The 21,040-nt window shown below is 71.3% G+C and carries 20 protein-coding genes; 1 reads left to right on the top strand and 19 read right to left on the bottom strand.

Annotated elements, in window-relative coordinates; translation table 11 throughout:
* Positions 1 to 71 precede the first annotated feature (71 nt).
* Entirely contained in the window at positions 72 to 2,993 is a 2,922-nt protein-coding gene (locus KN815_RS00815) for an alpha-glucuronidase family glycosyl hydrolase (protein ID WP_216339157.1), read from the top strand.
* On the opposite strand, the gene KN815_RS00810 is transcribed toward KN815_RS00815, so the two are convergent.
* From KN815_RS00810 to KN815_RS00720, 19 genes are all read right to left on the bottom strand, one after another.
* Positions 2,990 to 3,562: a hypothetical protein gene (locus tag KN815_RS00810; RefSeq protein WP_216339155.1), complete on the bottom strand. Its 573-nt coding sequence runs from the start codon at positions 3,560 to 3,562 to the stop codon at positions 2,990 to 2,992. The genes KN815_RS00815 and KN815_RS00810 overlap by 4 nt on opposite strands.
* Positions 3,516 to 4,847 carry a methylaspartate mutase gene (locus KN815_RS00805; RefSeq protein WP_216339153.1) on the bottom strand — a complete coding sequence of 444 codons (1,332 nt, stop codon included), beginning with the start codon at positions 4,845 to 4,847 and terminating at the stop codon, positions 3,516 to 3,518. The genes KN815_RS00810 and KN815_RS00805 overlap by 47 nt, the downstream gene beginning before the upstream one ends.
* Positions 4,844 to 5,320, bottom strand: a complete 477-nt coding sequence (locus KN815_RS00800) for a cobalamin B12-binding domain-containing protein (RefSeq protein WP_216339150.1) — start codon at positions 5,318 to 5,320, stop codon at positions 4,844 to 4,846. The genes KN815_RS00805 and KN815_RS00800 overlap by 4 nt, the downstream gene beginning before the upstream one ends.
* Positions 5,321 to 5,336: 16 nt before the next feature.
* On the bottom strand, positions 5,337 to 6,068 hold the full coding sequence (locus KN815_RS00795) for a 2-hydroxychromene-2-carboxylate isomerase (RefSeq protein ID WP_216339148.1): 732 nt from the start codon (positions 6,066 to 6,068) through the stop codon (positions 5,337 to 5,339).
* Positions 6,065 to 7,936 (bottom strand): alpha/beta fold hydrolase, encoded by a 1,872-nt coding sequence (locus KN815_RS00790; RefSeq protein WP_216339146.1) that lies wholly within the window; start codon positions 7,934 to 7,936, stop codon positions 6,065 to 6,067. Before KN815_RS00790 ends, KN815_RS00795 begins: the two co-directional genes overlap by 4 nt.
* A gap of 1 nt (position 7,937) precedes the next feature.
* Entirely contained in the window at positions 7,938 to 8,912 is a 975-nt protein-coding gene (locus KN815_RS00785) for a beta-ketoacyl synthase N-terminal-like domain-containing protein (protein WP_216339145.1), read from the bottom strand.
* Positions 8,909 to 10,045 carry a beta-ketoacyl synthase N-terminal-like domain-containing protein gene (locus tag KN815_RS00780; protein ID WP_216339143.1) on the bottom strand — a complete coding sequence of 379 codons (1,137 nt, stop codon included), beginning with the start codon at positions 10,043 to 10,045 and terminating at the stop codon, positions 8,909 to 8,911. The genes KN815_RS00785 and KN815_RS00780 overlap by 4 nt, the downstream gene beginning before the upstream one ends.
* Positions 10,020 to 11,198, bottom strand: coding sequence for a beta-ketoacyl synthase N-terminal-like domain-containing protein (locus KN815_RS00775; protein ID WP_216339141.1), 1,179 nt, complete (start codon positions 11,196 to 11,198; stop codon positions 10,020 to 10,022). Before KN815_RS00775 ends, KN815_RS00780 begins: the two co-directional genes overlap by 26 nt.
* The gene (locus KN815_RS00770) at positions 11,195 to 12,403 is read right to left on the bottom strand and encodes a beta-ketoacyl-[acyl-carrier-protein] synthase family protein (RefSeq protein WP_216339139.1); all 1,209 of its coding nucleotides are present in this window, start codon (positions 12,401 to 12,403) and stop codon (positions 11,195 to 11,197) included. Before KN815_RS00770 ends, KN815_RS00775 begins: the two co-directional genes overlap by 4 nt.
* A 6-nt stretch (positions 12,404 to 12,409) precedes the next feature.
* Positions 12,410 to 12,667 (bottom strand): acyl carrier protein, encoded by a 258-nt coding sequence (locus tag KN815_RS00765; RefSeq protein WP_216339137.1) that lies wholly within the window; start codon positions 12,665 to 12,667, stop codon positions 12,410 to 12,412.
* Positions 12,668 to 12,745: 78 nt separating this feature from the next.
* A complete protein-coding gene (locus tag KN815_RS00760; protein ID WP_216339135.1) occupies positions 12,746 to 13,228 on the bottom strand; it encodes a 3-hydroxyacyl-ACP dehydratase FabZ family protein in 483 nt (160 codons plus the stop codon).
* Positions 13,215 to 13,649 (bottom strand): 3-hydroxyacyl-ACP dehydratase FabZ family protein, encoded by a 435-nt coding sequence (locus KN815_RS00755; RefSeq protein WP_216339133.1) that lies wholly within the window; start codon positions 13,647 to 13,649, stop codon positions 13,215 to 13,217. The genes KN815_RS00760 and KN815_RS00755 overlap by 14 nt, the downstream gene beginning before the upstream one ends.
* The gene (fabG, locus tag KN815_RS00750; RefSeq protein WP_078638230.1) at positions 13,646 to 14,386 is read right to left on the bottom strand and encodes a 3-oxoacyl-[acyl-carrier-protein] reductase; all 741 of its coding nucleotides are present in this window, start codon (positions 14,384 to 14,386) and stop codon (positions 13,646 to 13,648) included. Before fabG ends, KN815_RS00755 begins: the two co-directional genes overlap by 4 nt.
* A 213-nt stretch (positions 14,387 to 14,599) precedes the next feature.
* A complete protein-coding gene (gene sbnB, locus KN815_RS00745; protein ID WP_216339131.1) occupies positions 14,600 to 15,607 on the bottom strand; it encodes a 2,3-diaminopropionate biosynthesis protein SbnB in 1,008 nt (335 codons plus the stop codon).
* Between the two features lies 1 nt (position 15,608).
* The gene (gene sbnA, locus KN815_RS00740) at positions 15,609 to 16,613 is read right to left on the bottom strand and encodes a 2,3-diaminopropionate biosynthesis protein SbnA (RefSeq protein WP_216339128.1); all 1,005 of its coding nucleotides are present in this window, start codon (positions 16,611 to 16,613) and stop codon (positions 15,609 to 15,611) included.
* A complete protein-coding gene (locus KN815_RS00735) occupies positions 16,613 to 17,140 on the bottom strand; it encodes a DUF3995 domain-containing protein (RefSeq protein ID WP_216339125.1) in 528 nt (175 codons plus the stop codon). Before KN815_RS00735 ends, sbnA begins: the two co-directional genes overlap by 1 nt.
* Before the next feature lie 57 nt (positions 17,141 to 17,197).
* On the bottom strand, positions 17,198 to 17,455 hold the full coding sequence (locus KN815_RS00730) for an acyl carrier protein (RefSeq protein ID WP_078638234.1): 258 nt from the start codon (positions 17,453 to 17,455) through the stop codon (positions 17,198 to 17,200).
* An 86-nt stretch (positions 17,456 to 17,541) separates the two neighbouring features.
* Positions 17,542 to 17,760: an MbtH family protein gene (locus KN815_RS00725; RefSeq protein ID WP_211127855.1), complete on the bottom strand. Its 219-nt coding sequence runs from the start codon at positions 17,758 to 17,760 to the stop codon at positions 17,542 to 17,544.
* 67 nt (positions 17,761 to 17,827) lie between these two features.
* Positions 17,828 to 21,040, bottom strand: a 3,213-nt coding sequence (locus tag KN815_RS00720; protein ID WP_216339123.1) for a non-ribosomal peptide synthetase, incomplete at its 5' end; no start/stop codon positions are given.

Genomic DNA, 21,040 nt, shown 5'->3' with positions numbered 1-21,040 from the left:
GAGTGTGACGGTTGCGGAGCTCGGTCCTGGTCTGGATGTGCACTGTTCGTTCTTCAACGGAAGTGAGACGCATGAGCTCAGGAATACGGCGCCGCAGCCTTCTGTCCGCGGCCGCTCTGGGAAGCACAGCCGGTGCGCTCGGTCTCTCCGTCCCGGCGTCGGCACAGCCGCTCCACGCCGCCGAACCGCCCGCGGCCACGTTACCCGCCGAGGACGGATACGACCTGTGGCTGCGCTACGGACGGGTGGCGGATCCCGGTCAACTGGCGGGCTACCGGGCCGCGTTGGGCACCCTGGTATGGCAGGGCGGCGGCCCGCTCCAGCAGTCGGCGGTGGAGGAGTTGGTCCGCGGGCTCACCGGGCTGCTCGGCACCCGCGTGGCGCCACGCACCAGCTCTCCCTCGCACGCGGCACTGGTGGTGGGCACCCCGGGGAGTTCCGCCCTGATCCGGGAGCTCGTCCCCGCGGCCGACCTGGCCGAGCTCGGAGACGAGGGCTATGTCGTCCGCCGGGTCACCCGGCGCGGCGGGGACTTCACCGTGGTGGCGGCCCACGCCGACCGCGGTGTGCTCTACGGCGCGTTCCACCTGCTGCGGCTCGTGCAGACCCGACGGCCGCTGGAGCACGTCGACCTCACCGAGCGCCCGGCAGCCCCGCTGCGCATGGCCGACCACTGGGACAACGACGACGGTTCGATCGAACGCGGCTATGCGGGCCGGTCCTTCTTCGACTGGGAGAAGCTGCCGCGACTCGACGCCCGGTACACGGACTACGCACGGGTCCTGGCCTCGCTCGGCATCAACGGCGCCGTGATCAACAACGTCAACACCCCGGCGGACTACCTCGCCGAGCCCTTCCTGACCAAACTGGCCGCGCTCGCCGGGGTACTGCGCCGCTACGGCGTGGCGCTGTACGTCACGGCGAACTTCGCCGCCCCCATCGACCTGGGCGGGCTGAACACCGCCGACCCCTTCGACCCCGGGGTGCGCGACTGGTGGACGAAGAAGGCCGAGGAGATCTACGGCAAGATCGAGGACTTCGGCGGCTTCCTGGTGAAGGCCAACTCCGAGGGCCGCCCCGGGCCGCTGGACTACGGACGCACCCACGCCGACGGGGCCAATCTGCTGGCGGGCGCGCTGAGACCGTACGGCGGGATCGTGATGTGGCGGGCGTTCGTGCACGACACCGACGAGAAGTGGGACCGGCAGGCTTATCTCGACTTCACGCCGCTGGACGGGAAGTTCGCGGACAACACCGTGGTGCAGATCAAGAACGGGCCCATCGACTTCCAGGTCCGCGAGCCCGCCCACCCGCTCTTCGGTTCGCTGCCGCGTACCAACTCGATGATCGAACTCCAGGTGACACAGGAGTACACGGGCCACGCCACCCATCTGTGCTATCTGGTCCCGCAGTGGAAGGAGGTCCTGGACTTCGACACGCTCAAGGCCGGCGAGGGCAGCACCGTGGCCCGTGTCGTGACCGGCCGGGTGCACTCCTCCACCCACTTCGGATTCGCCGGGGTGATGAACTTCGGCGATGCCAGGAACTGGACCGGCTCACATCTGGCCGCCGCCAACACCCATGGCTACGGGCGGCTGGCCTGGAACCCGGACCTGTCCGCGCAGGACCTGGCCGCCGAGTGGACCCGGATGACCTTCGGCAACGACCCGCATGTCATCGAGACGGTCTCCGCCCTGCTCCTGGACTCCTGGCACACCTATGAGGACTACACCTCGCCGCTGGGCACGGGATATCTCACCCATCCGCCGGACGGCTCGGTGACCGGGCACTTCGACCCCAGCCCGACGACGACCACCCAGTTCCACAAGTCGGACCGCGCGGGCATCGGCTACGACCGCACCGCCGCCACCGGCGACGGCTTCACCGAGCTGTACGCGGCGGCGACACGGGACACCTACGAGTCGCTGGAGCGCTGCCCCGAGGAACTGCTCCTCTTCCTCCACCATGTCCCGTACACCCACCGACTGGACAGCGGCACGACCGTGATCCAGCACATCTACGACACGCACTTCTCCGGCGCGGCGCGGGTGGCGGACATGCGCACCGGCTGGGAGGGGCTGCGCCGCCGGGTCGACCGCCGCCGGTTCGCCGAGGTGCACCGCCGGTTCGGGGAGCAGGTCGCCGAGGCCGCCAAGTGGCGGGACACCCTGGTGGCCTACTGGTTCGATCTGAGCCGGATCCGCGACGAGCGTCGCGCCTGGCTCCAGGCGATCGTCGCCCCGGCCGACACCGTGCTCCTCGGCGGGGAGCGCAACGAGCTTCCGGTGCAGGTCCTCAACGCGACGGGCTCCGGGCTGCGCACGGTGACCACACTGGATGTGCCCGAGGGCTGGCGGTCGGAGGAGGTGGCCGCCTACGTGGCCTCGCGGGAGGGCGAGACGGTGAGGATGCCCGTCCTGCCGCCGCCGGCGCCCGCGCTCGCCACCCTGCACGCGCGCCCGAGGTCGGGCGCGGTGCCGGTGCTCGACTCCTCGCTGCGCAGCCTGGCCAAGGCCGTCGTCGTGCCACCCGCCGCGCGCTGCGTACACGCGCTGGACGCCGGGCCCGGCTCGGCGCCGCTGCTGAAGGACTACACCCGGCTCTCACCGTCGAGCGGCTGGCACGAGGGCGCCGGCTTCGGCTGGGTCGGCAACACGCCCGGCGCCACGGACACCGGACTCTTCGATGTCGTCCGCCGGGATTACGTGCGCGACAGCGCTCCGGCCGTGCTGCGGCTGAAGCTGCCCGCCGGACGCTGCACCGCGCATCTGCTCACCGGCGACCCCAACACCTTCAACAGGTCGCTGATCGTCCGGGTGGACGGGATCGAGAGGGCCCGCAGCGAGCAGCTCGACGGCCGGGAGTTCACCTGGCTCCGGATCCCGCTGGACGGCGGATCCTCCGGACGCGAGGTGGATCTGGAGCTGTCCGCGAAGGAGGACGAGACCTGGCATCTCAGCGCCTGCGTGGTCGTGGCGGACGGGCCTTCCTAGCCCGTGGTGGTGGCCACCTTCTTCGCGATGGCCCGCAGCAGGTCATGGCGGATCATGCCGCTGCCCGCCCGCATGAAGCCCCAGTACAGGGTGAAGGCGCGGCGGGTGGCGGGGTCGGTGTTCAGGACCCGGGTCTCGGTGGACAGCCACGTGCCGTCGCCCTCGGGGATGAGGCGGAAATTCATCACCACCTTGGACCAGCCCGCCTCGTCGAAGTGTGCGAACGCCTCCGGATCGCCGCGTTCGACGTCCGGGCGGGCGGGGCGCAGCGCGGTGTAGCGGGCGATGTCGCCGAGCACCACCTCATGGGGCGGGTCGGCGGCCATCTCCCGGGGTGCCATCGAGTCCAGGACCCGCAGGTCCATGCCTTCGTGGGCGCCGGTGTCGACACCGTTCACCCAGGTCTTGGGGCCGCCACGCACCCGCATCAGGCCGAGGGTGATGGCGAGTTCGCCGACCCGCAGGTCCATGAGTTCCCGCCAGACCCGCTCCGGCGGGGCGTCGATCCGGCGGCTGTGGTGTTCACGCTTGTCGAAGGTCGGCAGCAGTCGTTCCAGCGTCCAGTGCATCGCTTGTCCTCGTGTCCTGGCTCCGCAGGGCCAGCAGATCGTGTGTGCGTTCGACGTATGACAGCGCCGACAGCAACTCCGAGCTGCCGACGGTGTGTTCGCGTGTTCCGCCGGTGATGCCCCGGATGGGCATCGAGCCGACGGATGCCCAGCGCAGCCGCCCCGCCTCGTCGATGTAGCCGCGGGCACGTCCGTGGTTGTCGGAGTGCAGACAGTACGGCACATCGAGATAGCCCTTGGCGAAGGCGCGCACCAGGGCCTGTCCGACGTCCGGGTGGAGGTCGAGCACGGCCTCGATGAGCTGCCTGGCCTCGGCGGCGATACCGGTGTCCGGGACCCGGGCGGGGTCCGGGGGTGTCCTGGTGGCTTCGGCCGCCGCGGCGGCGCCCGCGAACTCCAGCGCCTCGACGTTCTCCTCGATGGTGGGGATGCGGTACGACTCGGCCGGTGTCTTGACGATGAGCCGGGTGGCACCCGTGCGCACGGCGAGTTCGGCGGCCGCGCGCAGCACGAGGAGGGCACCGCCGTGGGTACGCGGGTACTTGCCCATGTAGGTGTACACCACGATGTGCCAGTCGGTGTCGTCCGGCAGGAACGCGGTGGCCAGCGACCGCAGCGCGGCCACCGCCTCCTCGTCCTGCCGGGCGTCGGTCTGCTGGGCGTAGCTGAGCGAGATGCTGCGCAGCCCGTGCCGGTGGAAGAAGAGCCCTTCGAGCACGGTGATGGCGATGAGCAGTCCGGGCGGGCACATCTGGCCCATCATGCACCCGCCGAAGCTCTCCAGGTGGGGCTCGACGCCCCGGTCCCGCAGCTCCGCGAACCGCTCGCAGGAGCGTGCCCAGCTCGCGGTGGCCTCCCGCAGCGGGACCCGGCTGTAGGGCAGGCAGTACGAGACGGGCCCGCCCTCGGTGGCGTCCAGCCCGGCCGTGACGAGCGCGGCGATGATGTCGTCCGGCAGCGGCGACCCATGTCTGACCTGGACCGGGAAGCCGGGGCCCTGGATGCCGTCGAGGACGGCACGGGTGGTGTCCGGGCCGTGGGTGACCAGCGGATAGCCGTTGAGCGGATAGCCATCGGCCAGGGCGCGCTCGGCCGTGTCGTAGTCCTTGACCCGCGTATAGCTGTCCAGGGTGAGGGTGCCGACGGTGGCCGCCCGCGCCCGCCGGACGGCCGCCAGCCCCGCGCGCATCCATCGTGGGTCGCTGAAGCCCATTCGCGGCTGGACCAGCAGCCCGGCGGCGCGCCGGCGGGCGGCCAGCCCGGCGAAGGAGCCGGATGTGCTCATGAGGCGGCGACGGGATGGCGGGGTGCGGGGTGGTCCAGGGAGGCCAGGAACCGGCCGATCTCGGCCGGTTCCGCGTCGTCCTGGAACACGGCGCTGAAGCCCGCCGAGACGAGCCGCCGCGCCATGCCGTCCGCCTCGGCGCCCCCGGTGATGCCCAGCTTTCCGCCGATCACCACCGGGGTGTCCCGGGTCCGCGGCTCGGATCGGAGCTTGCCGATCAGCCGCGCGCCGTCCACCTGCCCATGACCGTTGACCGTGCTGATCACCACCAGGTCGGGACGGATCGCGGAGCATTCCCGCACCAGCAGTTCGTCCGGCACACACGCACCGAGGTTGATGACGCGGTGGCCCATCTCCTCCAGCAGCAACTGGAGGAAGACGAGGTTCCAGGTGTGGGAATCCGAGGACACGCTGCTGAGCAGTACGGTGCGGCCGCGCGGGGCGACGGCCGCGTTGAGGGGGTTCATGAGCATGGGATCTCTCCTGGCCTCAGCCGCAGCCGCCGGCCGAGTCGGAGTCGTAGGCGCCGACCCGCTCCAGCAGTGCGGCCGGCAGCGGGTCGTCGATGGCTTCGGGCACCGGCTCGGCCACGTCCACACCGGCCTTCCGCAGCGCCGGGATCAGCTCGTCGAGAAAGCCGTCGACCCGGTCCAGGCCCCAGAAGCGGTGGCGTCCGACCTTGAAGTACGGGATGCCGAACACATCGTCGTCGTAGGCGGCGGCGAGGGCGTCCACGCCTTCGGCACGCAGTGCGGGGTCGTGGGCGGCGGCCACCATCTCGTCGCCGTCGAACCCGGCCGCCTCGGCCACCCGGTGCAGCACCTCGGTGTCGCAGATGTTCTCGCCGCGCTCCCAGCGGGCCGCGGACACCGCCGCGTAGAAGTCACGCTCACGGCCGAGGTGGCGCGCCTTGAGCCAGGCCAGATGCGGCAGCTCCCACCACGGGTCGACGTCCACCGGCCAGGACATGGTGTATCCGTAGCGGGTGGAGAGCCGCTTGGTGTCCTGGAGGATGTACAGGTGCTTGGCCTTGCTCATCTGGGTGTAGTGGAAGCCGGAGTCACGCTCCTCCAGCGCGGCCCGGGTCTTCTCGTCCGGGTCCCAGTACGGGTAGTACTCGATGACCTCGGGGGCCTGCGGGAAGCGCTCCTCCAGCCGCTTGAGCCCCATCCAACTGAACGGGGAACGCAGGTTGAAGTAGAGGCGGGGCCGTCGCTTCATCGGGCGTCCCCCAGCAGCGCGGCGCGGGTGGTGTCGTCGAACTCGGCGAGGCTGCCCGCCAGTTCGCCGCGGCTGACGGCGTAGCCGTGCATGATGCTCCCGGTGGCGGTGTGCACCAGCCGTCCGTCGCGGTGGACATAGGTGTCGAAGGTGGCGGTGTACATCACGTCCTTGAGAATCTCCTGGACGGTGAACACGGTGTGCAGGGTCTCTTCCATGAGGGCGTCGGCGAGCATGTGCACCCGGGCGCGGGACACCACGGGGATCCAGCCGCGCTCGACCAGCATGGTGCGGATGGAGATGCCGCGCTCCTCCAGGAAGCGGTCCACGACCTCCTCCAAGGCCCGGACGTAGCCGGAGTGCTGGAGCCGGTCGGAGAAGTGGCAGTAGAAGTACGGGATCCGCCAGGACCACAGGAAGGCGCCTGAGCCGGCCGGGGTGAGAACGGCGGACAGCTCGCTGTCGGAGACGGTCCGCGGCTCCTGGTCCGCGGCGTCGGCGAGGGCGGCCACCTCGGGAACGGTGTAGGGCTCCAGATGCGCGGGGACGGGCTGGATGTCGGCCGGGGCGTCCTTCAGGACGACCAGGGCGACCCGGACCTTGCCGGTGAGGACGGTGACGGTCTCGCCGTCCCGCTCGACGGTCAGCCGGAGCTTGAACGGGGCGCCGTGGCCGGGCTTGGGCTTGCCCGGCTCCACGATGGCGGTGACCTCGTCGTCGATGCCGAGCGTGGCGGGCAGGCTGACCGAGTGGTCGACGATCTCCAGGCCGAGGCCGTAGGTGTGGTACAGCGTCTCCGCGCCCGCCCCGCGCTCGCGGAAGTACTGGAGGACCGCCTCCTCCGTCAGATACATGAAGTGCTTGAAGCCGATCCAGGTGCGGATGTTGGCGCCCTCGTAGCGGGGCCTGCCCACGGGGGTGGTGAGGGTGCCGTCCAGCAGCTCCGTCATGGTCATTCCTTTGTGGTGAGAAGGGTGGTGGCGAGGGAGGTGGCCGCCGGGAGGGCGGTGAGGAAAGTCCAGGAAGCCGGTGATGTCCGCGCCGACGTCCCCGGGCTGCTCCGCATGGCAGAAGTGGGTGTAGCCGGGGCGTCTGCGGACCGTCGCCGCGGGCATCGCGGCGGCCAGGGCCGCCGCGCGGGCATCGGACAGCGAGGGGTCACCGTGTCCGGCCAGGACGAGGGTGGGCACGGTGACGGCGCCCAGGTCCAGTTCGGTGGTGCCGGTGAACTGGAGGAACAGGGTGAGGAATCCGACCGGGCCGATCCGCTCCACGGTGGTGTCTGCCATGGCGGCGAGCACCTCGGGGTCGAGCTCCTGGGCCCGCCTCCCCAGTCCGACGCGTACGCCGTCGGCGATGATCTGCCGGAAGCCCGCCAGCGCCGCGTCGTGCAGGGGCCAGTCCACCCGGAGGGATTCGGGGCGGAAGAACGGGGCGAGGAGCACCGCGGCGCGCGGCTGGGGCGCGCCGTCCCGGTCGGCCAGGTGCTCCAGGACGGCGTTGGCGCCGAAGGAGTGGCCGATCAGGATGTCCACGGGCTCGGGGACCAGGGCCAGCGCCTCGCGCAACCAGTGCGCGGGGGTGCCGTGGTGCCGCCAGCGGTAGCGGTTGCCCGCGCGCCACGGCAGGTCGAGCGCGTAGGTCCGGCAGCGGCCCGCCAGCTCTCCGGCCAGCGGCTGCCATCCGGCCCACCCGCCTTCGAGACCATGTACCAGGGCCACCACGGGCGGGCCGGGGTGCGGTGCCGGGGACGGCGTCCCCAGCACGGCCAGCCGCTCCCGCGCCCCGCGGACCTCGGCCTCGGCCTCGGCCACCGGTGTCCACCAGACGGGCGGGGGTCCCGGGCGCGCCCCGTTCGGCTCGGTCATGTCACCCGCCTCCCGCGAGGGCGGGGACGACCGCCGGGTCGAGCCGCACCGAGGCGTAGCCGTCCTCGCCGTCACCGCAGGTGATCAGCGCCCCGCCCGGTCCGGACGGCTGCCCGGAGCCCAGCCAGGCGGCGGCCACGGCCAGTTGGACCACGCCGAGGGCACCGTAGACCTCGCCCAGATGCGCGGTGAGGTCGATGCCGCCACCGGCTCCCGGGGCCCCGGGAGCGGTGAGCCGCAGCGCGGGCGGCTCGAGGGCCTCGGCGATGTCGTCCGGACGGGTGTGCCGGCGCACATCGCCCAGGAGCGGTCCGCTCCCGCCCAGCTCCAGTACGACGCAGGCGGCGGCCGCCCGGAGCGGGACCGGCAGCGTGGTGCCGGGTGCGGCGGGGCGTAGGGCGGCCAGCCCGCGGGCCACCTCGTCGTCGGGTTCGACCCCGACCACCACGACCCGGCGGGCGCGTTCGCCGCGCAGCAGCAGGGCGCCCAGCCGGACGGCGTCCAGACCGGAGGTGGCGCCGGAGCACACCATCAGATTGGGCCCGGTGAAGCCGTAGCGGATGGCGAGGGTGCTGGCGATCACATTGCTGGAGGCGCTGGGACCGTTCAGCGGGCTGACGTCGTGGGCGGAGCCGGCCCGCATCTCGGCCACGATGTCGCGGACGGTGCGGGCGTTGCCGACGTTGGAGCTGACGACGACGGCGGTGTGTTCCGCTCCGGGGAGCGGTTCGGTGAGCTTGCCCGGGGGCAGTGCGAAGGCACGGTGGACGGCGCACAGCGCCAGCCGGGTCGCGTCCTCCTTGAACAGCAGCCCCTTGCGGCCCAGTACGGTGTGCGCCTGGTCCGGGCCGCAGGCCGGTTCCGGGGCCACGGAGGAGAAGAGGTCCCCCGCCGCGGTCGCCGCGAAGCCGCCGATCGGATCGGGCACATGGAGGGCGTGTGCGGTGACGGTCACCCGGTCGGGGTTCATGGTCATCGGTCCACCCCGATCACGCTGACGGCGTTGACTCCGCCGAATCCGAAGGCATTGACCTGGGCCAGCCGGGCGTCGCAGGGCGCGGGTTCGCCGACGACCAGCCGCAGTCCGGCGGCCGCCTCGATCGGCTCGGCCAGCCCCACGGTCGCGGGCACCGAACCGGAGCGCATCGCCTCGGCGGCGACGAGCAGGCTCATCAGCGCCGCGCTGCCGGAGGTGTGCCCGATGGCGCCCTTGATGCCGGTCACCAGCGGGCCCGGGGCAACACCGGCGAAGACCGTGTCCAGGGCGGCGGCCTCGGTCGGGTCGTTGAGCGCGGTGCCGGTGCCATGGGCGAGGACCAGGCCGATGTCGTGCGGGGAGACCCCGGCGCGGCGGTGGGCGTCCCGCATGGCCGCCACGATGCCGCCCACGTCCGGGGCGGTCTCATGGTGGGCGTCGCAGGAAAGCCCGGTGGCCAGGACGGTGGCGAGCGCGCCGGGCCCGGCGTCGGCGGCCCGGCGCAGCACGACCGCCACCGCGCCCTCGCCCAGCAGGACACCTGCGCGGCCCTCCTGGAAGGGCCTGAGTGCGGGCGTGGGGGCGTCGGCCACCCGGCCGATCATGGTGAGCATGGACTCGCTCATCGCGTCGCAGCCCGCGGCGACGACCGCGTCGGCCTCGCCCGCGGCGAGCAGGTCCTGGGCGAGCGCGAGGGCGTGGCCGGACGCGGAGCAGGCGTTGGACACCGTGATCACCTCGGTGACCTCGGGCAGCACCTCCCGGACCGCGGTGGTGAAGTGCAGATCCCGGCGGCGCACCGGGACGCCGTCCACGGCCCAGCGCTCCATGGCCCGCAGTTCGCGCAGTCCGGTGCCGACGATGACGGACACCCGCTCGACGGCCGGGTCCACCCCGGCCTGGCGGACCGCGCCGAGGACACAGCGGGCGAGCCAGCGCCCGGCCCGCAGCGGCAGTTCCGGCTCGGGGTCGTCGGAATCGTCGACGTGGTAGCCGCGGGTGACGTTGATGCGGTCGGTGTCGTAGAACCGCAGGCCCTGGCTGCCGTCGACGCCCTTGGCCAGGGCGGCGAAGGTGGTGTCGGTGCCGCCGTGGCAGGTGAGCAGCTCAGCCCCGGTGATCGCCACGTGCACGGTGCCACCCCCTCACGACGGCCACGCCGACACCGCCGTCGGGCGAGACCGAGGTGACCACGGACACCGCGCCGTCCAGCTCCGGGTGGCCGCGGTGGCCGGCCAGCAGGGCGGCGAGCTGGAGCGAGCCGGAGGCGCTCTGGCACTCGCCGACCCACTCACTGGCCCGCACCCGCCACACCTCGCCGCCGAGCGCGCTGTCGACGCCACGGCGCTCGATGTCGTCCAGGCGGGCGATTCCACTCTCGCCGGTGGCGACCGCCCGCACCTGGGACGGTTCCACCGCGGCGCGGCGCAGGGCGCGGCCGATGCGGTCGGCGAGCCCGGCTCCGGCGTCGGGCTCCCGGCCCGGCGCCCCGTAGCTGCCGACCTCGACGGCCAGGACCTCGGCGTCGGGGGTGCGCCCCTGCGCGCGCACCGCCTCGGCGTTCTCCACGACGAAGACGGCGGAGCCTTCGCCGACCTTGACCCGGCCCTCCTCGGCGGAGTGCTGGCGGTGGCTGAACCAGGCGGTGTGCGGGCTGAACTCCTCGGCGGAACCCACGAGCAGGGCGTCCGCGTAGCCGCGCCGGATCTGGTTGCGGGCGTAGCGCAGGGCGCTCAGCCCGGCGAGCCGGCCGCCGGCGACGGTGGCGTTGACGCCCTTGAGCCCCAGCCAGATGGCGGACTGGCCGGCGGCGCAGTTCATCACGGTGTTGGGGAACAGCACCGGATTGACCCGGAACGGCTTGTCGCCCTCCAGGGTTTCGCGGCTGTAGTCGCTGGTGGCCTTGATGCTGCCGGCGGTGGTGCCGAGGACGATGCCGAACCGGTCGCGGTTGTCGTCGGTGACGGTCAGGTCGGTGTCGTCGAGGGCGAGAGTGCAGCCCAGCAGACCGAGGGAGGTGCTGCGGTCGAAGAAGCTGGTGCCCTTGCGGCCGAGGTGGTCGCGCACCTTGAAGTCGGGCATGGCGAACGCCTCGTGCTCGGGCAGCTCTTCGTCGAACATGCCGGTGACCTCGCGCAGCCCGCTGCGGCCTTCGCCGATGGCGGTGGTGAACTCATCCGCGCCGATGGCCAGGGAGGTGACGACGCCCCAGCCGGTGATGGCCAGGGTGTTCTCGCGGACGTCCTGGTGGCCGGGGGTGTCCGGGGTGATGGCGGTGGCGTTCATGCGACCCGTCCGAGGATGGTGATGGCGTTGTTGCCGCCGAAGGCGAAGCCGTTGTTCTGCACGACCTTGGGCTGTGCCGGGCGGCTTTCGTTCGGCACGGGGTCGATGGCGGGCAGTTCGGGGTCGGGGGTGCGGTAGTTGGTGGTCGGGGGCAGGAAGCCCTCGTCGATGGCGAGTGCGGAGGCGATGGCGCCGAATCCGCTGGCCGCGCCCATGGTGTGGCCGAGCATGGACTTGATGGAGCTGATCGGCGGGGGCCGGGTGCCGAAGACCTCGACCACGGCCTGGGCCTCCATCGCGTCGTTGGCCGGGGTGCCGGTGCCGTGGGCGCAGATGTAGTCGACGTCGGCGGGGGCGATACCGGCGTTGTGGTGGGCCCGGCGCATGCACTCGGCGATGCTGACCGGGTCGGGGGCGACCATGTGGTTGGCGTCGCAGTTGAGGCCGTAGCCGAGCACCTCGGCGTAGATGTGGGCGCCGCGTTCGGTGGCGGACTCCAGGGACTCCAGGAAGAGGGCGGCCCCGCCCTCGCCGGTGAGGATGCCGGAGCGGTCCTTGTCGAACGGTGAGCAGACCTTCTCGGTGAGCGCGCCCAGCCGGTAGAAACCGGCGTGCGCCCAGCGGCACACCGAATCCGCGCCACCGGCGATCATGTAGTCGGCGTCGCCGGTGACGATCTGGTCATACGCGTAGCCAAGTGCGTAGTTGCTGGCCGAGCAGGCGGTGGACAGGGTCACCGCCTCGCCGGTGAGACCGAGTTCCTGGTTGACGGCGGCGGCCAGCCGGGAGGCCGGGACCTGGGCCGCGTACGCCGGGGTGATCTGGTCCAGCCCGCTGTGCACCCACTCGGCGGTGAGCGCCTCGATGACCTGGGACTCTCCGCTGGTGGTGCCGATGCTGGAACCGGCGGCGGCGCCCGCGAGCACCTTCTCGTCGATTCCGGCGTCCTCGACGGCCAGCCGCGCGGCCGCGGCCGCGAACAGGCTGGTGCGGCCCCACTCGGACGTGGCGAGGGTGCGCAGCAGCGCCTTGGGGTCGAAGTCGAGGACCTCACCGGCCATGTAGTGCGGGAAGCCGGAGGAGTCGAAGCTGGAGATGGCGGAGATGCCGCTGGTGCCGGCGCGCAGGGCCTGGCCGAACGCCGTGACACCGGTGCCGATGCTGGAGACCGGGCCGAGCCCGGTGATGACGACTCGTCGGTTCATGGCTGATCAGTCCTGCCAGCCGGCCTGGTGGGCCACGACGTCGTAGACGGCCTTGAGGTTCTCCATCTGCGGCAGCTCGGACTGCGGGATGTCGATCTTGTACTTCTTCTCGATCCGGGCGAGGATCTCGATCGCCCGCAGCGAGTCCGCCTCGTGCTCCTCCACGAAAGAACCGGTCTCGGTGATCTCCTCCGGCTCGACCTCGAGCACCTCGGCGACAATCTCGCGCAGCTCGTCCAGATGCTTCTCACGCGCTTCGGACATGGGAATTCTCCTGAATTCGGCAGGGGGACGGGGGCGGCTGGCAACAGCCTGGGGTGGGGTGGGGCGGTGTGCGGAGGGTCATGAGCCGGTGCCGACGGCGAGCCCCTCGCGTACGACGGCGAGAACCGAGCCGAGGGTGGCGATGCGGCGGTCGCCCACCCAGGTCTCACCGCGCATGAACGCGTTGTCGCCGATGAGCTGGTCGATCTCGACGGTGTGGCGCAGCACATCGCCGGGGTAGGCGCGGCCGGTGATCGTCACCTCGCGGGCGGAGCCGAAGATGAGGGTGCCCTCGCTCCGCTCCCCGGCCATGGCGGCGGAGTACAGCCACAGCACGGCGCCGGTCTGGCCGAACGACTCGACGAGCAGGGAGGCCGGATAGGCGTAGGCGGACGCGGGAAGGTCCTCCTCCAGCCCGGCGTAGCAGGGTTCGCTGCCGGTCACGGTCTTGGTGGCGACGATGCGCGACCCCGGTTCGAGCTCCAGGACACGGTCCACGAGCAGGACGGGATGGCGGTGCGGGAGGATGCGCCGGATGTCGGCGTGTTCAAGCGTGATCATCGCCGTCCCTCCGGTCGATGCGCAGTTCGAGGGTCATCCGGGCGGACAGGGCGCCGTCGCCGCGGTGGCAGCGGACCTTGGCCCGCACCGTCGCGGGGGTGTCGTCGCGTGTCGTCAGATCGCAGCCGATGCGCAGGGTGTCCCCGGGCAGGAGCGGGGCCGCGAAGCTGATCGAGGTGATGGCGGCCAGTTCGGCGACCGCACCCGGGCCGTGCCGTTCGGTGGCCCAGTGGCGGATGGCCTGGTGGACGGATTCGAGGGTGAACACACCCGGGTAGATGGTGAAGTCCGGGTAGTGGCCGACGAGATACGGATCCTCGCCGGCGATCCGCTTGACCGCCTCCACCCGTGCGCCGTCCGGGGCGTCCGCGATGTCCACCGTGTCGACCGCGGTGAGCGGGGCGGCGAACCGGCGGCTCACAGGACGATGCCCCCGTCGACCTGGAGGATCTGCCCGGTGATGTAGCCGGCCCGGTCGGACACCAGGAACGACACCAGTTCGGCCACGTCCTCGGGGGTGCCGAAGCGGCGCATGGGGACCAGCTCCATCGCCTGGGCGCGCACCTTGTCGGTGAGGCCCGCGGTCATGTCGGTCTCGATGAACCCGGGGGCGACGACGTTGACCCGCAGGCCGTAGGGGGCGAGCTCCTTGGCCAGCGCCTTGCTCATGCCGTTGATACCGGCCTTGGCGGCGGAGTAGTTCGTCTGCGCCTTGTTGCCGTAGACGCCGGCCACCGAGGAGACATTGACGATGACGCCCTGCTTGCGCTTCATGAAGCCGAACGCCATCGACCGGCAGAAGTTGAAGACACCGGTCAGGCTGGCGTCGATGACCGCGTCCCAGTCCTCCACCGGCATCAGCACGAGGGGGTTGTCGCGGACGATGCCGGCCGAGTTGACGAGGGTGTCGATGGGGCCGAGGTCGGCCTCGGCCTCCTTGATGAAGGACTGCACGGCCTCGAAGTCCGCGACGTCACAGGGCGCGTGGAAGCAGCGCACCCCCAGCTCGCGGATCCGCTCGGCGGTCTCCTCGGCGCGCTCCTTCTCACTGCGGTAACAGAACGCGACGTCCATTCCGTCCTGGGCGAGGCGGAGGGCGACACTCGCGCCGATACCGCGCGATCCCCCGGTGACAAGGGCACGGCGTTGTGTGGACATGGGAATTACCTCATGCTTCGGGGCCGGATATGGGCCGGTGGGTGGTGGGAGGAGGGCGGGTCACAAGCCGGTGGCACTCACCAACAGGTGGCGGTCACCAACAGGTGGCGGTCACCAACAGGTGGCGGTCACCAACAGGTGGCGGTCACCAACAGGTGGCGGTCACCAACAGGTGGCGGTCACCAACAGGTGGCGGTCACCAACAGGTGGCGGTCACCAGCGGGTGGTCTCGCCGAAGAATCCTTCGATGGCGGTGGCCTCGTTCGCCTCGAGGGCGGCCCGGTGCACGAACGCGCCCACGGCGAGGTCCAGCACGCCGAGGCCGAAGGGCGAGAAGATCACGGGCCGGTCGGTGGCCACCTTCCGGCGGCCGCGGAGCACATCCGCGAGGGTGCCGTTGATGAACTCCCGGTGGCCGAACTTCTGCTCGGCCAGATGCGGCGAGGTGTTGGCCGTGAGGCAGTGGTCGATGTCGTCCAGGATGTTGCAGGCGCCCACGATGATCTCCGGGTCGATGTCCCGCAGGGAGATGTTGAGGACGATCTGACCGGGGGCGAAGGTGCCCGGCCGGGTGATGTAGGGCTCTCCTGCCGTGGTGGCGAGCACCACCAGATCGGCCTCCGCGATGGCCTTGTCCCGGTCGGGGGCGACGCTCGCGCGGTGGCCGAGGACGCCGGACACATGCTCGGTGAGCGATTCGGCGTAGCGCGGGTCCCGGTCGTGCACCAGCACCTCGTCGAACTGCCAGTCGCGGTCGGTGAAGAACTCCAGGATGTTGCGGGCGATGATGCCCGCGCCGATCACCAGGAGCCGCCGGGCGGTCCGGGAGCCGTGCAGCGTCTCGGCGGCGAGCACGGCGGAGGCCGCGGTGCGGGCGGCGCTGATCTGGGCGGCTTCGAGGCAGGCGAACGGATAGCCGGTCTCGTAGTCGTTGAGCAGCAGGACCGCCGAGGCGCGCGGCACCGAGCGCTCGATATTGGCGGGGAAGCTGGCGATCCACTTGATGCCGGCGACCGAGTGCTCACCGCCCAGATAGGCGGGCAGGGCGATGATGCGGCTGTCGGGCTTGTCGGGGAAGCGCAGGAAGTAGCTGTTGGGATTGACCGAGTCACCCAGGTCATGGGTGAGGTAGGTGTCCCGTACCTGGTCAACGATCTTCGACCGGGAGCGGCCGATCACCCGGCGGGCGGTTTTGCCGCTGACGACATGGAAGTCGAACATGTCAGCCTTTCAGGAGCAGTGAGCCGTCGGCGTCCGGATGGTCGTCCGCGCCCGCCGGGGCCAGGACCTGGTGTCCGAAGCGTTCCTCGACCCAGGCGTCGTTGTAGATGGTGTTGAGATAGCGGTCCCCGGTGTCGGGGGCGATGGCCACGACGGTGGATCCGGGCGGCAGCGACGGGCCCCTGCGCGCCACGGCCGCCAGGACCGAGCCGGTGGAGCCGCCGGTGGCGATGCCCCGGCTTCTGGCGATGGTGCGGCACATGCGGATCGCCTCGGCCTCGGGGACGATGACGATGTCGTCGACGAGCCGCGGGTCGCACAGTTCGGGCTTGCGGCTGGTGCCCAGCCCGGGCAGATGCCGCTTGCCGGGCGGGAAGCCGAAGGTGACGGATCCCGCGGTGTCCACCGCGACGATCCGGGTGTGCGGGGAGCGTTCGCGGAAGTAGGCCGCGCAGCCCATCAGGGTGCCGGTGGTGCCGGCGCCGATGAACAGGTGGTCGACCTCGGGGACCTCCTCGAGGATGGCGGCGGCGGTGCGCTCCCGGTGGATCCGGGGGTTGGCCTCGTTCGCGTACTGGTTCGGCCAGAACAGGGAGGGGTCCTCCCGCAGCCGGTCGTGGATGTGGTCGATCCTCGACTGTAGATAGCCGCCGTTGGCGTCCTTCTTGTCGACGACCACCAGCGTCGCCCCGAAGGCCCGGATCAGGGCCGCGTTCTGGGGTGAGGTGTTCGGGTCGGTGACGCAGGTGAAGCGGTATCCCCTGGCGGCGCACACGGAGGCGAGCGCCACTCCCAGGTTGCCCGAGGACGATTCGATGATGTGGCCGCCGGGTCTGAGCAGATTCCACCGCTCGGCGTCCTCGACGAGTCCGATGGCGGTCTTCAGTTTGATCGAACCGGCCGGATTGAAACCCTCGATCTTGAGCAGGAGCCGGATATCGGGGACGAGTCCATCGATCCGCAGGAAGACATGGTCGAAGACCAGGTCCTGCGCGCTGTCGTACATCAATTTCCTCCGCGCCTTTCCGGGCGCCGCGGATGGTTCATGACATAGGTCCGGGTGGCGAGGAAGAGCAGGATTCCCCACACCAGGAACGACATGTCCCAGACGAACAGGCGCCACAGCAGCGGCTTCCACTCGACGGGGTCGGACGGGGTGAGCACGCCGAACGCCACCAGCAGCAGGCTGCCGACCTGCAAGGCGCCGTAGACGGTCAGCAGCACCGCGCCGCCCCAGCCCGCGAGAAGCATCAGCGGGCGGGGGACGACGCGGCCCCACGGCCGCACGAGCGACAACGAGAACAGACCGCCCAAGACCTTGAGCGCGCCGGTGATCCAGACGACCGCGAGGAAGCCGGAGTCCCGGCGCTCCGCCATCCGCTGGATCGCGCCGCCCAGGGTGTCGATGCCGAAGGTGCCCCCGGCGGCCCAGTAGAAGCTGAACAGGCCGAAGACGATGGCCAGTACCGCGGCCGTGTATCCGGCCCAGGCCATCTGCCGTCCCCCGGTGTCCCGGGAAGCTGGAGCATTCATGTCGGTGATCCGCTTTCTTCCCTCGTGACGTCGTCGTCGCCGTGGTGTGCGAAGGGGTCAGTCCTGCCAGCCGGCCTGGTTGGCCACGACGTCGTAGACCGCCTTGAGGTTCTCCATCTGCGGCAGCTCGGACTGCGGGATGTCGATCTTGTACTTCTTCTCGATCCGGGCGAGGATCTCGATCGCCCGCAGCGAGTCCGCCTCGTGCTCCTCCACGAAAGAACCGGTCTCGGTGATCTCCTCCGGCTCGACCTCGAGCACCTCGGCGACGATCTCGCGCAGCTCGTCCAGGTGCTGCTCACGCGCTTCGGACATGGTGTGCTCCTTCGGGTGTGTTTCTCGGTGTGTTTCTCGGGTGGGTGTTCTTGTGGTGCGAGGGGGGTGGTTCGTGGGCCGTGCCGTCAGGAGGCGGCCGCGTCCATGGCCTCGACAAGGCTCTTGGGGCGCATGTCGGTCCAGTTCTCGTTGATGTGATCCAGGCATGCCTGGCGCCCGTCGGGGCCGTGGACGCCGGTCCAGCCCGCCGGGACCTCGGCGAAGACCGGCCACAGGGAGTACTGGCCCTCGTCGTTGACCAGCACCAGATACATGGCGTCCGCGTCGTCGAAGGGGTTGCTCATCTCGCGTCTCGTCTCTCTTCCGTGGACAGGTCCGTGGAGGGGTCCGTGGAGGGTCTGTGGAGGGGTCTCAGGTGAAGTCGCGGAGCCGGGCGGCGAGGATCCGGCCGATCCCGGCCAGCGGCTCCGGCTGGGTCATGTCGTCGTGGGTGGACTCGACGGGGTGGCGTTCGATGGAGCCCTCCAGGAAGGGCGCCCACACCTCGGGCCCGGGGGCGTCCCCCGGCTTGCCGAGCGTCGCCTCGAAGAAGATCAGGTCTCCCACGTAGGTTCCGGGTACATGACCCCGTGCGAGCCGTGAATTGTTCTCGAACACCTCGTACAGGGCCGCCACGTGCCGCTCCTCCAGGCTGCCGAGGATGCCGCCCTGGCCGCGGAGGATCTCCGCCACCCGGCCGTACTCCAGCGGCTCCCCGTCCCACTGGGCCCGCTCGTAGCCGGCCAGGTCGAGCATTCCGCCGAGGAACTCCCGCTGGGACAGGACGGCGTCCTCCTCCCCGGCCCGCACGGTGCCGCCGTGGCTCGCGGGGAGCCGGGGGAAGGAGTCGAGCATGGCCAGCAGGGCGACCCGCTCACCGGCCCGCTGGAGCTGTTCGGCCATCGCGTGCGCCACCAGTCCGCCGAAGGACCAGCCGAGCAGCAGGTAGGGGCCGGTGGGCTGGACGGTGCGCACCTGCTTCAGGTAGTCGGCGGCGATCTCCTGGATGCCGGTGGGCAGTTCACCGGGTTCGGCGATGCCACGCGACTGGAGGCCGTAGATCGGGTAGTCGGGGCCGAGGTGGCGCATCAGCCCGGCGTAGGACCAACTGAAGCCACTGGCCGGGTGGACGCAGAACAGCGGCGGACGGCCGCCCTTGCGGCGCAGCGGCAGCAGGCCATCAAACGCTCCGTAGGCGCCCTGGCCGTCGTCCTCCCCGGTGCCGAGCCGCTCGGTCAGCTCCGCCACCGTGGGTGCCTCGAAGAGGGTGCGGATGGCGATGTCCACCCCGAAGGTGGCGCGCACCCGGCCGATGAGCCGGGTGGCCAGCAGGGAGTGGCCGCCGAGGTCGAAGAAGCCGTCGTCGACGGAGACCCGGTCCATCCCGAGGACCTCGGCGAACAGCTCGCACAGCAGCCGCTCCTGGCGGGTGCGGGGCGCCCGGCCGCCGGAGACCGCGGAGGACTCGGGAGCGGGCAGGGCCCTGCGGTCCAGTTTGCGGTTGGGGGTCAGCGGCAGTACGTCCAGCGGGACGAAGGCGTTCGGGACCATGTACTCGGGGAGGTCGGCGGCGGCGTGGCGGCGCAGCTCGGCGGGGACCGGGAGCCCGGCGCCGGGCGCGGGCACCACATAGGCGACCAGGCGCTGGTCGCCGGGGCGGTCCTCGCGCACGATCACCGCGGATCCGGCGACGGCGGGGTGGCGGTCGACCACGGCCTCGACCTCGCCCAGCTCGATCCGGAAGCCGCGCAGCTTGACCTGGTCGTCCACCCGGCGCAGGAAGGACAGCGTGCCGTCCGGGTTCCAGCGCACCACATCTCCCGTGCGGTACATCCGGGAGCCGGGGGCGCCGAACGGATCGGGGACGAACCGGGCGGCCGTCATATCGGGGCGGCCCAGATAGCCGCGGGCCAGGCAGTCGCCCGCCACGTACAGCTCTCCGGCCGCGCCCGGCGGCACCAGCTCCAGGCGGTCGTCGAGCACATGGAACCGGGTGTTGGGCATCGGGCCGCCGATGGGCAGCGGTCCCGGCGGAATCGGGGTGTCCGGTGCGATGCGGTACTGGCTGCAATTGACCGTGGTCTCGGTGGGCCCGTACATGTTGAGGACGGTGGTGCCGGGGTGGTCGGCGCGCCAGGCGTCGACCCGCTCGCCCAGCAGCAGCTCACCGCCGAGGAGCAGTTCGGCGGTGGGCGCGAACTGCTCGGGCAGCGTGGTGAGGACCGGTAGATGGCTGGGCGTGGCCTTGAGGAAGGTGCACGGGCGGGTGCGCAGCGCCTCGGCGGTCCCCGGGTCCGGGTCCTGGAGGTCGCTGACGACCTGGACGGTGCCGCCCACGGTGAGCGGCACATGGGTGGCGGTCACCGACAGGTCGAAGGAGATCGAGGAGTGCAGCAGCGCGGTGCCGCGCACCCCGTCGTAGTCGCCCCCGGCGAAGACCAGGTAGTCGGTGAGCGAGGTGTGCTGGATGACGACGCCCTTGGGCCGTCCGGTCGAGCCCGAGGTGTAGATGACATAGGCGGGGTTGGCCAGGCGCAGCGGTGCGAGCCGGTCGCCGTCGTCGGGGTCGGTGGCGTCGAAGCGGGCGAGGTGCGCGCCGGTGGCGGGGTCGTCCAGCAGGAGGTGCGGGATGTCCTCGGTGTCCTGCGGCAGCGTGGCGGCGGTGTCGGCGTCGGTGAGCAGCAGCGCCGGGCCGGTGTCGGAGAGCATGAACCCGATCCGCTCGGCCGGGTAGGCCGGGTCCACCGGCACATAGGCGCCGCCGGCCTTGAGCACCGCGAGCAGGGCCACCACCAGGTGTGCCGATCGGGGCAGGGCGACGGCGACGAACCGCTCCGGGCTCACACCGCGGTCGATGAGCAGGCGGGCCAGCCGGTTGGCGCGGGCGTTGAGCTCGGCGTACGACAGCTCCTCGGCGCCGAAGACCAGCGCGGGCGCGTCGGGGGTGCGGGCCACCTGGGCCTGGAACAGCTCGGGCTGGGTCACCTCGGGGACATCGGTGGCGGTGTCGTTCCAGGTGACCACCATGCGGGTCCGCTCGGCGGGGTCGAGCAGCCCGATCCGGCCGATCGGCTGGTCCGGGTCGGCGACGGCCGCCTCCAGCAGCCGGATCAGCCGGGCGACGAGGGTGGTGACGGTGTCCGCGTCGAACAGGTCGGCGCTGTAGACGACATGGCCCTCGATGCCCTGGTGGCCACCGTCCTCGTCACGCCGGTCGCCGAGGCTGATCGACAGGTCGAACTTGGCTCCCGCGTTGCCGAGCGGTTCCGCGGCCACGGTGAGGCCGGTGACCTCCTGGCCGACCACGGTGGGGTTCTGGAAGGCCAGGGCGATCTGGAAGAGCGGGTGGCGGGAGAGCGAGCGGGGCGGGTTGAGGACCTCCACCAGCCGTTCGAACGGCATGTCCTGGTGGGCGTAGGCGGCCAGATCGGTGTCCCGGACGCGGGCCAGCAGCTCCCGGAAGGTCGGGTTGCCCGAGGTGTCCGTGCGCAGCACCAGGGTGTTGACGAAGAAGCCCACGAGGTCGTCCAGCGCCTCGTCGGTGCGGCCCGCGATCGGGCTGCCCAGCGGGATGTCGGTACCCGC

The organism is Streptomyces niphimycinicus, assembly GCF_018883605.1.
In the GTDB taxonomy this organism is placed as follows: Bacteria; Actinomycetota; Actinomycetes; order Streptomycetales; family Streptomycetaceae; genus Streptomyces; species Streptomyces niphimycinicus.
This window is presented reverse-complemented; position numbering and strand designations above follow the sequence as displayed.